This window comes from Kiritimatiellia bacterium (assembly GCA_028715905.1).
Lineage (GTDB): Bacteria > Verrucomicrobiota > Kiritimatiellia > JAAZAB01 > JAAZAB01 > JAQUQV01.
In genome coordinates this window covers 35,386-47,485 of the sequence record JAQUQV010000012.1, presented here as the reverse complement: position 1 = coordinate 47,485, position 12,100 = coordinate 35,386, and the positions used below count along the sequence as shown (strand labels likewise).

At 56.2% G+C, this 12,100-nt stretch carries 10 protein-coding genes and 1 pseudogene; 6 read left to right on the top strand and 5 right to left on the bottom strand.

The window, feature by feature from the left end:
- Nucleotides 1-62: 62 nt before the first annotated feature.
- From PHP98_04195 to PHP98_04185, 3 genes are all read right to left on the bottom strand, one after another.
- Nucleotides 63-1,721: a hypothetical protein gene (locus tag PHP98_04195; protein ID MDD5482834.1), complete on the bottom strand. Its 1,659-nt coding sequence runs from the start codon at nt 1,719-1,721 to the stop codon at nt 63-65.
- A gap of 51 nt (nt 1,722-1,772) precedes the next feature.
- Complete coding sequence (locus tag PHP98_04190; GenBank protein MDD5482833.1) at nt 1,773-2,444, bottom strand: tail fiber protein; 672 nt, start codon at nt 2,442-2,444, stop codon at nt 1,773-1,775.
- 196 nt (nt 2,445-2,640) lie between these two features.
- On the bottom strand, nt 2,641-3,954 hold the full coding sequence (locus PHP98_04185) for a hypothetical protein (protein MDD5482832.1): 1,314 nt from the start codon (nt 3,952-3,954) through the stop codon (nt 2,641-2,643).
- A gap of 258 nt (nt 3,955-4,212) precedes the next feature.
- Between PHP98_04185 and rpsU the strand changes: the two genes are divergently transcribed.
- From rpsU to PHP98_04165, 4 genes are all read left to right on the top strand, one after another.
- On the top strand, nt 4,213-4,407 hold the full coding sequence (gene rpsU / locus PHP98_04180) for a 30S ribosomal protein S21 (GenBank protein ID MDD5482831.1): 195 nt from the start codon (nt 4,213-4,215) through the stop codon (nt 4,405-4,407).
- 82 nt (nt 4,408-4,489) lie between these two features.
- The gene (gene gmd, locus PHP98_04175) at nt 4,490-5,461 is read left to right on the top strand and encodes a GDP-mannose 4,6-dehydratase (GenBank protein ID MDD5482830.1); all 972 of its coding nucleotides are present in this window, start codon (nt 4,490-4,492) and stop codon (nt 5,459-5,461) included.
- Between the two features lie 3 nt (nt 5,462-5,464).
- A complete protein-coding gene (locus PHP98_04170) occupies nt 5,465-6,400 on the top strand; it encodes a GDP-mannose 4,6-dehydratase (GenBank protein MDD5482829.1) in 936 nt (311 codons plus the stop codon).
- 68 nt (nt 6,401-6,468) lie between these two features.
- A complete protein-coding gene (locus tag PHP98_04165; protein ID MDD5482828.1) occupies nt 6,469-7,503 on the top strand; it encodes a lysylphosphatidylglycerol synthase transmembrane domain-containing protein in 1,035 nt (344 codons plus the stop codon).
- Between the two features lie 171 nt (nt 7,504-7,674).
- Here the strand turns inward: PHP98_04165 and PHP98_04160 are convergent.
- Nucleotides 7,675-8,958 (bottom strand): annotated as a pseudogene (locus PHP98_04160) (Mur ligase domain-containing protein).
- Between the two features lie 61 nt (nt 8,959-9,019).
- The gene (gene argC, locus PHP98_04155; protein MDD5482827.1) at nt 9,020-10,081 is read right to left on the bottom strand and encodes an N-acetyl-gamma-glutamyl-phosphate reductase; all 1,062 of its coding nucleotides are present in this window, start codon (nt 10,079-10,081) and stop codon (nt 9,020-9,022) included.
- Between the two features lie 83 nt (nt 10,082-10,164).
- Here argC and PHP98_04150 point away from each other — a divergent pair, with 83 nt between their 5' ends.
- Both PHP98_04150 and PHP98_04145 read left to right on the top strand, forming a co-directional pair.
- Complete coding sequence (locus PHP98_04150) at nt 10,165-11,118, top strand: NAD(P)-dependent oxidoreductase (protein ID MDD5482826.1); 954 nt, start codon at nt 10,165-10,167, stop codon at nt 11,116-11,118.
- Entirely contained in the window at nt 11,118-12,089 is a 972-nt protein-coding gene (locus tag PHP98_04145) for a GDP-L-fucose synthase (protein MDD5482825.1), read from the top strand. Before PHP98_04150 ends, PHP98_04145 begins: the two co-directional genes overlap by 1 nt.
- The last annotated feature ends 11 nt before the right edge of the window (nt 12,090-12,100 follow it).

The window sequence follows — 12,100 nt, the reverse complement described above, 5'->3', positions numbered from 1 at the left end:
GTCTCCCTTTTGTTGTTTTTGCGTTGGCTCTCATTCTTGTCCGTCCGCGACGCGGTCCGCGTCTATTCGCAATAATATTCGTTATAAAATTTGCCCGACAAGGCATTCAGCGCGTCCCGCAGATCAATCAAATCAGCCGGAGAGCCGGGCACGTTGGTGAATGAAGGAACGCCGCCATAAAACAACAGCCAATGCCGGCTAATGCGCCGGCGGGCCTCCTCAACCTCGCTGGTCCGGGCTGTTTCATCAAAATCGCCATCATCCAGCGGATCCGTTTCATGCTCAATTTCCCACCCGTCGGACAGCCCGTCGCCATCGGTGTCGGCATTGAGCGGGTTTGCGCCGAGCTGATATTCCTGGAGGTTCGTTAACCCATCGCCGTCAGAATCCGGGTCGGCGTCATTCGCCAATGGGTTTAAGCCATTTTCCACTTCCCAGCCGTCCGGCATACCATCATCGTCCGTATCCGAATCCTGCGGGTACGTGCCGGCCAGGCATTCCCCGAGATTGCTCAGGCCGTCGCCGTCCGGGTCGTCATCCGCGTCATATTCCAGCGAGGCGAACCATTTCATTTCCCACCAGTCCGGCAATCCATCCGAATCCGTGTCCGGATCGGCCAGGACAATATCGGCGTTCACGACCGCGGCGGAGAGAGAAACCGGGTTGGAGAGGCAGTTGCCCTGCGCCTCCCAGAAATCATTGGAATTATTCCCGTTGGAATCGCGCCATGATGCCAGCCAGTAATCCCGCAGGGCGGGAAGGTTGGTGAAGGCAAACGCGCCGGGTTGGGCAAGTGATCCGGACTCCAGAACAGCGTCCTGGACAGAGTTCGTGGAAAGAACGACGTAAATGTTCCCGGTCTGCGGGCCGGAATATGTTACCGAACCGGAGATGGAAGCGCGGGGAAAAGACAAGGCCGAGAGGGGATCGGCGCTCCATTCAAATTCCACCAGGTCGGAATAACCGTCGCCATCGGTATCGGGGTTATGGGGGTCGGTCCCGAGCTGATATTCCTGGAGGTTGGAGAGGCCGTCGGAATCAGCGTCCTCGGAAGCGTCGGAAGGGTCCGAAGGATTAAAACCATGGGAATCTTCATATCCGTCAGTCAGACCGTCGCCGTCGGAATCAGGATTATATGGATTGATCCCGAGTTCCGCTTCCCGCCAATCGCCAAGGCCGTCCCCATCCGTATCTTTTGCCGAGTCAAAGCTGAACACATACTTGGCCTGGCCGATGTTGGCGACGGCAAAATCATTGGTTTGCGGCGCGTTGCCCCACGGATAATATCCCGGCATATTGGCCGGGAAGGTATTGGTCAGGTTCAATGCATACAGGCGGTCATAAAAGCGGCTGCCGACATATTTAAGCTGTCCGATATTGGCGAGACGGTATCCGTTCGTAGCGGAGAAGGTGTTGATCATGGCCATTATTTCCGTCCCGGCGCCCATGAGCGACTCCATTTCGCAGTAAGCGCAATAGGCCATCCACTGCAACTGTCCCTGCGCGAGCGGCGCGTAATTGTTGGGGACGGCATTGGATGAAATCAGGCCGCGGGTCTGCCACCAGGCCGGGGTCTGAGCGGAAAGAAAAGATGGCAGAAGGCAGAAAGCGGCAAACAACAGGATCAGAAGGGCCGAAGGAAAAACTGAAGCCGGAAGACGGAAGAAGGAAAACAAAAGACGAAAGGCAGAAACCAGGATAGGTTTATTTTTATTGTTCATTGGAAATTTTAACCCCGATCCTCTGATTTCTTTCTTCCGACTTCTTGATATTCACGGTCCGGAGTAAATGATGAAATTGACTTTCAGGTAAGGCGGCATGTTTTCATGGGATTGAGACCCGCCGGCGGTTTTGGCTTGCATATTTGCAAACCACGAATAAGACGAATCTCTATAACCATCCGAAGCAACATAATGATACCGCCAAGCATTAGTTCCTCCAGTGCGAGCATCAACACCAATAGGATGAGTATGTGCCGGCATTTCACTTGTTGTCAAAGTGACCCTTTCCACACCGCCCGTTCCTCCGAGGTTATTGACTGCTCCCAGGGCGAAGCGCTGGTATAGGTTCGGCACATTGAAGGTTGTGCTGCCATCTCCCGCGCCATAGCTCGTGCCGATGACGGCGAACAGATTGCTGTAGCTTGTCCTGCTTACGGCCGCGCCGTTGCACAAGAGCCATCCGGCCGGCGCATTGGCGGCGGCGAACATATGAATCGCCCCGATCGGACTGGCGCCGGGTATCATGGAAAGCGGGTTGGGAGAAGAACCGCCGCCGTACTGGTTCGTATAAGGCCCCATGGGCACGTCGCCGCCGGGCGCGTAGGAATTCACCTCTCCATAAAACGAGGCGTTTTCCTCAACCGCCAGATTGTCCACCGTCAGATCGCCCGCGAAAGCCGAGATGGCCGGCAGGAGAGCCGCTAAAATTATCATCTTTTTCATATTCTTCAGACCTTTCTTGTTTTACCCGCCAAACACGCCAATTGACTCTAAATTTTTCCGCCAGCGGCGGATCTGCCTGCGGCATGAAAAGACGAATATTTTCCGCAATTTTTCTTCTGCGCCAAGCACGGAAAATAAATTGCGGAAAAGGCTTAATTGCGCAACGTATAATTCGCGTCCTTTCGCGGGCTATCGCTTACAATCGCACCTTCCCTTCTATAATCACTTTTATGTTTTTGCCGGAAATATTCAGGTCTTCGCCATAATTCCCGGGCTTGATGACGAGAGTGTCGCCTCTTCCCGCAATCGCCAGGCCCGCCCCGACAGTCTTCTTCGGCCCCTTCGCCTGCTCGCGCGAAACCAGGCCGGACGAGCGGCCGGTGAATTGATCGTCGCCTACGGCCTGGTCCACGTAGATGATTTTCCCGCTTTTATCCGTATCATCCTCTTCGTCGTTCCCCTCATCATCGCCGTCCTCGTCCGGGTGGTTGGTGGAACTGCCGGTATTAAAACATTCGTCATAATCGTTGGTGCCGTTGTTATTACTGTCAAGACGGTAATCCGAAGTCCCAAGCTGGCGTTCCTGGTCCGCGTCCAGCCCATCCCCATCCTCGTCAATATATAACAGACCTTCATAAACAATAATCCCCTCTTCCTCCTCCGCGAGGGCCGCGGAAGATTCTTTTCCCGCGCAATAAGCTTTCAATTGAATCACGGCCGCCTCCGGAAATTCTGCGGTGGGAATGCTGAAAACAAGGGCTACTCTATTGGAATATGTTCCCGCATTCGAGGAAACAACGGCCCCGTTGCCGGCCTCCAGGAGGTTGCCAAAGAGATTTTCACCAGTCACGCCGTCGGCACAGCAGGCGAAATTGCCGTTCGTGTCAAGGAGATTAATGACAAGCGCTGCGCCAGAAACGGCGGAGCGGGCCGCCCCGGCCCTGCCATAAAAATAATGGACAGCATAGCGGAGATTGTTCGTCAGAAGGGTTCGGTCAAGGTCAACATTCAAACTGGCCGTTCCAACCGTTACGCGCCAGCACGACTGCGTTGTTGCCGCGTCAACAAACCATTCCCCGCCGGCCCTGTACGCGCCCAAAAGCCAGGCCGGGTGCGCGTATTCGTATTCGTCGCCGCTCGTGAATTGCGGGGCGCCCCACCGCAAATAAGCCCGGCTGATTTTCCCATCCAGGTTGTCCGAAAATCCGTCCCGGTCAGTGTCCCGGCAAAAGGGGTCGGTTAGCTTCCCGCTTTCTTCAAGGTTGGCAAGACCGTCGCCGTCATAATCAAAACCGGCGTCATCGGAGCAGGAGGGATCAAGCCCGAAGAAAATCTCATAAGCGTCATTCATGCCGTCGCCGTCCGCATCCCGGGCCGGCTCGGAACCGGAAAACGCCTCAAATTCCCGGGAGGAAAGCGCCGGATTAAGCAGGATAAAGGATAAGACCATCACCGGCGCGGACAGCAGCAACGCCCTTTTCCGCCCCGGTTTTAAAAACCAATGGATCATTATAAATCCCAGGCTTTACCACATTAAACAGCAACCTCCGCGCATCGGCGCCAGAATAATACGACACAAAATTAAACAGAATTATATTAAATACATTTCTCTACGGAAATGTCAATAAATTTTCCCGGTTTGTCTGATTATTGTCCGGTGAAATATTTGCCGCAAAAACATTTGACTTCCGGCCGTTTATGTAATAATTGTATGAGCGTTCGCTTAGTTAAATAAACATCAATATTTTACAGAGAGGGTGAGGACATTGTGGTTGAAATAAAACTTAAAAAAGGCGAAAGCGTGGAAAAAGCCCTGCGCCGGCTCAAGAAAAAAATGGACAAGGAAGGCACGATGAAGGAAATCCGCGGTCATCGTTACTTTGAAAAACCAAGCGAAAAACGGCGCAAAAAAGCGGCGCGCGCCAGGATAAATTCGCGCATTGCCGCGCGAATGAGTTATTAAACCGGGAATCAGAGTGGAACTCAGCGACCGGCGGACAGGGTGAAGTAAAAAACCGTCCTTTGGGCGCTCATTTTTTTGCCTTATGAAAGCATTAATCAGCGGCATTACCGGCCAGGACGGCTCCTACCTGGCGGAATTTCTCCTGGAAAAGGGTTATGAAGTCTACGGCATGGTCCGCCGCTCCAGCACCGAAAATTTTGAGCGGATCGCCCACCTGACCGGAAAAATCAAGCTCCGCCAGGCCGATCTGCTGGACCAGTTGTCCTTGATTGAAATGATGGCGGAAATTCGTCCTGATGAAATTTACAATCTCGCCGCCATGTCCTTTGTGCCGACCTCGTGGACGCAGCCGATGCTGACCGGCGAATTTACGGCCATCGGCGTTACCCGGATGCTGGAAGCCATGCGCCAGGTCTGCCCCAAGGCAAAATTCTACCAGGCATCCAGCAGTGAAATGTTCGGCAAAGTGCGTGAAGCGCCGCAGAACGAATTGACTCCTTTTCACCCGCGCAGTCCCTACGGGGCGGCCAAGGCCTACGGCCACTATATCACGGTCAATTACCGCGAAAGCTACGGGCTTTTTGCGGTTTCCGGCATTCTTTTCAACCACGAAAGCCCGCGGCGCGGAAAAGAATTTGTCACCCGCAAAATCACCGACGGCGTGGCGCGCATCAAGCTCGGGCTGGCCAAGGAACTGCGCATGGGCAACCTGGATGCCGCGCGCGACTGGGGTTTCGCCGGCGACTACGTCAAAGCCATGTGGATGATGCTGCAACAGCAAAAAGCCGATGATTACGTCATTGCCACCGGCATCGCCCATTCGGTGAGGGATTTTATTGAGCTGGCTTTTGCGCACGTCAACCTTGACTGGAAAAAATTTGTTGTCCAGGACCCGCAGTTCATGCGGCCGGCCGAAATTGATCATTTGCTCGGCGACAGCTCCAAGGCGCGCCGGGAGCTGGGCTGGCAACCCGCGGTTGATTGCACCGGACTGGCCAGGATGATGGTGGATTCCGACCTGGCGCGGCTCAAACAACAAGTCAATGGCCGTTAACAAATGCGCGTTCTGGTTACAGGTTCGCAGGGTTTCGTGGGCCGTCATCTGGTTGAAGAATTGCGCCGGCAGGGCTGGACAATCGGCGCTTTTGATCTTCCCGCGCCCGGCGGACTAGGCAATGAAATCCGCTACTACCAGGGCGATATCCAGGACCGGCAGGCCGTTGACCAAGCCGTCAAACTTTTTCTCCCCGAGGCCTGCATTCACCTGAGCGGGATAGCGTTTGTGCCCATGGGATGGACAAACGCCGAGACCCTTTTTGCAATCAACGTCTCCGGCACGATCCATCTGCTGGAGGCCTGCCGGAAACATGCGCCCGCGGCGAGGGTACTCGTGATATCTTCCGCGGAAGTCTACGGCCGGCAGACCGGCCGGGACGCGGCGGATGAGGACAGTCCTTTCCACCCCGAAAACCCCTACGCGGTTTCCAAGGCCGCGGCCGACCAGACCGCCCTGCTTTATGCCCGCCAATATTCCATGCCGGTCATGGCCGCCCGGCCGGGCAATCACATCGGGCCGGGCCAGTCCCCCGATTTTGTCGTCCCCTCGTTCGCCCGGCAGCTGGGAGAGATTGCCGCCCGCAGAAAAAAAGCGGTGATCAAGGTCGGCAATCTGGACAGCACGCGCGATTTTACCGATGTGCGCGACGTGGCGCGGGCTTACCGTCTGCTGATTGAAAAAGGGCGGGCGGGAGAAGCATACAACATCGCTTCAAACCGCGAAGTATCCATCCGTTTCATTCTGGACCGGCTCTGCCGCATAGCGGGCATTGACCCGGATATTGAGGTCGCGCCGGAGCGTTACCGCCAGCCGGAACAAAGGGCGCGGCTGGCCACCTCAAAAATCACGCGGGAAACCGGATGGAAACCTGAAATCAGCCTGGAAACGAGTTTGCGCAACATCATGAAGGAATATATCAACTCCGGAAATAAATAACACGGTTCATAGTTCAGATTAGCGGTCTTTGCGCTATAATTTTTCCGGGGCCGAAGGCCGCTTTTGGAATGAAAAAAACGATCAGAAAATTATCCGGCGGGCTGCTGCGGCTCGGACTCGGCCTGGGCATCATCCTTTTCCTCCTGTTCAAAATCAACCTGAAGGAGATGCTCTCCATTCTGCGCGAATGCCTCCTGCAATGGCCATGGCTGGCACTGGGCACGCTGTGTTACGCGGTCTGCGTCTGGATCGGCATCGGGCGCTGGAAAATAATCCTGAACGCCCAGGGACTGCGCATGGCGTGGTCGCGCGTCTTCTGCGTTTCATTCATCGGCCAGTTTTTCAATTCCTTCATGTTCGGCTCAACCGGCGGCGACCTGGCGCGGGCTTACTACGCGGCCAAGGAAACCCACCACAAAAAGACCGAGGCCGTGGCGACGGTGGTGATTGACCGGATGGTCGGGCTGGCGGCGCTTGATCTTATCGCCGGCGTTATGCTGCTTGCGCGCTTCAACTTTTTCAGACAACACTGGTCAACGCACCTGCCGGCGCTGATCCTGGTGGGGATGATTTTCATGACCATCGCAGCCATGCTGATTATTTTCAACATCAGGATATTCAAAAACTGGCCGGTTTTCAGGTTTGTTGCGCATCATCCCACGCTGGGGCCGCTGGTCCGCCGCCTCCTTATTTCAATTTATCTTTACCGCCGGCGCACAAAAATCCTGTTAAAAACGGCCTTGCTCTCGTTTGCAATTCATTTTCTGATCATTCTGCAATGCTACTGCCTCGGAAAAAGCCTGCAAATCAACATCACGCTTATTGATTACATCACCGTCATTCCCCTGATCATGTCCATCGCGGCCCTGCCGATCACACCGGGCGGACTGGGAATCAGAGAGGGGCTGGCCGTCACCATGCTGGGCGCCATGAACGTGAGCGCTTCCCAGGCCCTGCCGCTTTCACTCATGGTTTATTTCACCGCCGTCATTATCAGCCTGATTGGCGGCTTTATCTTTCTGGGGTATACCGCCGGGGCCGGCCGCACGGTGCATGATGAAATCGTTGAGCTTGAGGACGAAACCGCGGACGAAAACCGGTAAATCCGGGTCCCGGGCGCCCATGAATAAAACCGCGCCGCCGGCCGATGCCGATTCCAGCAAAACCGGAAGCAGCTCTTCATAATTTTCGGCATAGCCGGCCGCCACCCCGTTCCGCGCCAGGTCCTCAACCAGCATAGCCGCGGTAACTTCCTTGCGGGCCGTTCCGCCCGCGAAATAAACGCCCATGATAATGAGGCGGTCGCCCGGCCGGAGAAGTTTTGAAAATACATCCGCCAGTTCCCGGCGCATGAGCGCCAGCGGTCCGTACCCGTGCGGACGCCAGACCGCGGTTATTCTGCCGGCCAGCGGCTCCACCGCCCGCCAGGCCGCGGCTATCTTGGCCGGATTGTGGGCGTAATCATCAATCACGGCAACACCCCCGCTCCGGCCGGCCACCTCCAGCCGCCGCTCAATGCCGGCGAATTTTTCAAGAGCGCGGCTGACATTTCTTAAATCAAGGCCGAGCTTTTCACACAGCATGACGCAATGCAGGGCATTCTCGGCATTATGTTTTCCAAGCAAAGATAACTGGAATTTAACGTTCCGGTATTGGAACGCCACGCCGCGCTCCGTAATCTCGGGCTGAAAATCAATTGCCGGCTTCACGATGCCCATAAATGTAGGGGCCGCGCTTGCGCGCGCCCACCCGCCTGCAATGCTTCGCGTAGCAATGGGCAGGTCTTCGGAACGGTCTCCGACAAGCGGAGACCCTACAAAATTGTCCTCCGCAGGCGGATCCGCCTGTGGCGGAAAATTCCTATACGTTAAGGGATCATAACCGATAATCGGGTTTTTCACCTGCTTTGCGAATGCAGCAAACAGCGCCCTGACTTCATCCAGCTCAAAATGATCCTTGGAAACATTCGTGATGACGGCCCAGTCCGGGTGAAAATGCAGAAGGGAACGGTCGCTTTCGTCCAATTCCAGCACCCAGATATCCGAATTCCCGCCGCGGAAATTTCCGGGGCTTTGCCCGCTCACCCAGTTCAAGACGGCGGCGCCGTTGACCACGGTCGGATCCAATCCCAGCTCGGCAAGCGTCCAGCCGATCATGCCGGCGACGGTTGACTTGCCGGCCGTGCCCGTAACCGCGATGCATTTTTTACCGCGCGCCAGCGCGGCCAGCAGTTCGGCGCGATGCATCACCGGAATGGAAAGAGCGCGCGCGGCCAGGAGGTCGGGGTTATCGTCTTCCACGGCCGCACTGAATACGACCGCGGTCAAATCACGGCTGACCGCGCGGCCGTCCTGGGCCGTCAAGGCCAGACCCAGCGATTGCAGCTTCTTGATAAGCGGCAGGTCGCGCCCCTGGTCATGATAGCGGTCCGATCCTGAAACGCGGCAACCCGCGGCCAGCAGTAATTGCGCGAGCGCGCTCATCCCCACCCCGCCCGCGCCGACCAGATGGAACTTGCGCAAAGCGCCGTTCTTACCCCGTGAAACGCGATGCGTCACGAGATACGCTCCGCATTCTTCATGCTGTATCCTGACTGCCGGCTTCCGACTTCTTTTTTTGTCATGGATATTTAGGCGGCTGGCACAAGCCCTCGTTTTCCGCCAGCCCAAAGAGCAGATTCATGTTCTGCAGGGCGGACCCGGCCTGGCCTTTCAGCAGGTTGTCTATATGGGAGATGATTCTGACGCGGTTGGTCCTTTCATCCAGGTCAACAATCAGTTTGCAGAAATTCGTGCCGCGCGCGTGGGAACTGCCGATGCCGGAATCACGGTCATAAATCTGGACAAAGAAACTGTCCTTGTAAAAATCCCGGTAAAGATCAACAAGCCCTTTGCGATCGCAGGGGTTGTTCAATTCAGCGTAAAGGGTGGACATGATGCCCCGGCAGACCGGCACGACCTGGGCCGTGAAAGTGATTTTCACGCCCTGCTTTGCGAGCAGGGAAAGCTCCCGTTCAATTTCGCAGACGTGCTGGTGCCCGGCAAGTTTATAGACGTTCATGTGATCATAACGGGCGGGATAATGAAAAGCGGCGCTCGGTTTCTTGCCGGCGCCCGAAACGCCCGTTTTACAATCGCAGATAATGCTTTCCAGCCGCGCGATCCGCCGTTTGACAACCGGGGCCAGCCCCAGAATGCAACTGACGGCAAAACAACCCGGATTGCCGACAACCCGCGTTTTCCCGTTCAATTTATCCCGGTATAATTCGGCCAACCCATAGACCGCCTCCGGCAGGAGATGGGCGGAAGCATGGACGGGGTCGCGCCCGATTCTTCCGGCGTAATCGGCGTAAGCTTCCGGCGTGTTAAAACGGAAATCGCCGCTGTAATCAATAATCTTCGCGCCCCGCTCCAGTTCGGCCGCGGCCGCTTTCATCCCGACCCCGTCCGGCGTGGCAAAAAAGACAACGTCAACCGGCGCCGCCGTCTTGGCGTCCGAGACGGCCGTTATCGGCAAATCGCAGAACCCGGCCAGATGGGGATAGAGCCGGCTGATGGGCGCGCCCACGTCGTTGATATCGGCCAGGCAGGCGATCTCGGCCTGTTTATGCCCCAGCAACAGCTCAACAATTCCGGCGCCGCCGTAACCGCCGGCCCCGACTATTTTCACTCTGATCATCATAATTTCCTTTCATTTACCCCGACAGATTAATCCCCTGATCTTGTTATTGACAAAGCAACCGTTTCATACTACCAATATTCTCCATGCACGAACAAAAGACAACAAAAAAAATACTGGTAACCGGCGCAGCCGGTTACATCGGCTCCATCCTGGTGCCGCATCTCCTGCGCGAAGGTTACGCAGTCGTTGCGCTTGATAATTTCATGTATAACCAGACCTCCCTGCTTGACTGGTGTTTTGAGGAACGGCTGGAAGTGGTGCGCGGCGACGCGCGCGACAAAACTCTCGTGCGCAAGCTGGCTGCCGGTTGCGACTGCATTATTCCCCTGGCCTGCCTGGTCGGAGCGCCGGCCTGCGACGCAAAACCCGACGAGGCCCGCGCCGTGAATCTTGATGCGATCAAGATGCTGCTGGATATCGCCAGCCCCCGACAGGAGATCGTCATGCCGACCACCAACAGCGGTTACGGCGTGGGGCGCTCGGGCGCGTTCTGCACGGAAGAATCCCCCCTCAATCCCATCAGCCTTTACGGCCGGCTGAAAGTTGAAGCCGAAAAGGCAATCCTGGACTCCGGACACGGCATTTCTCTGCGCCTGGCGACCGCCTTCGGACTCAGCCCGCGCATGCGTCTTGACCTGCTGGTGAACGATTTCACCTACCGGGCCGCAACCGACCGTTTCATCGTTCTCTTTGAAGCCCACTTCAAGCGCAATTACATCCATGTCCGCGATATCGCCCGCGCGTTCTCGCATGCCCTCGCCAACTTCACGACAATGCAAAACAATGCCTTTAACGTGGGACTGAGCGACGCCAATCTTTCCAAGCAGGAACTCTGCGAGGAAATCCGCCGGCAAATTCCCGGCTTCACCTTTCTTGAGGCCAAAGTCGGCAAAGACCCCGACCAGCGGAATTATATTGTCAGCAACGATAAAATTGAAAAAACCGGCTACAAGCCCCTGGTTTCCCTGCCGCGGGGCATCGGGGAACTCATCAAGGGTTACCGGATAATCCGGAGAACACAGTTCAGTAACATCTGATGAAGTCAGAAGTCAGAAGTCAGAAGCCAGAATTTCACCGCATCCTCGTAACCGGCGCGGACGGTTTCCTGGGGCATCACATCGTCCCCGTTCTGCAGAACGGTTTTGCCACGGAGATTTTTACCCCGGGAAGGAGCGATTACGACCTGCTTTCTCCCGGGGCGCCGGAAAAAATGATGGCGGACCTCCGCCCGGATTGCGTCGTGCACCTGGCGGCCAAATCAGGCGGCATCATGGACAACCGCCGGCAGCAGGCCGATTATTATTTTGAGAATGTCGTCATGAACACGCACGTGTTCCACGCCGCTTTCCGCGCGGGCGTGAAAAAATTCCTGGCATTGATGGGCGGCTGTTCCTACCCGGCCGCGGCCGTTTCCCCGATCGGCGAGGACCAGATGTGGAACGGCTTTCCCCAGCCCGAGAGCGCCGGCTACTCAATGGCAAAAAAAATGCTGCTGGTCCAGTCGTGGGCCTACCGGCAGCAGCACGGATTCAATTCAATCACGCTGATCCCCGGCAACGTCTACGGCGAGTGGGACAATTTCAACCTGACGCGGGCGCACGTCATCCCCGCTTTAATCCGCAAATGCGTTGAGGCAAAGGAAAACGGTTCCCCCTTCATCGCCGCCGCCGGCACGGGCAAACCCGTCCGCGATTTCGTCTATGCCGCCGACGTGGCCGCCCTGATTCCCTGGTTCCTGGTCAATTATGACACAAGCGACCCGATAAACATTTCCACGGGAACGCGCACTTCCATCCGCGAACTCGCGGAAATTGTCAAAACAACCGCGGGTTATCCGGGCGAAATCCGGTGGGATTCATCCCAGCCGGACGGCCAGGCTGATAAAATATTTTCTCCCGCCCGTCTCCATCAGCTCGGCCTGCAATGCCCCACCCCGCTGGCGGAGGGCCTGCGCCGGACCGTTGCCTGGTTTCTGGAAAACCGGTCAAAAGGAACGGCGCGGCTCTGATTGTAATCCAT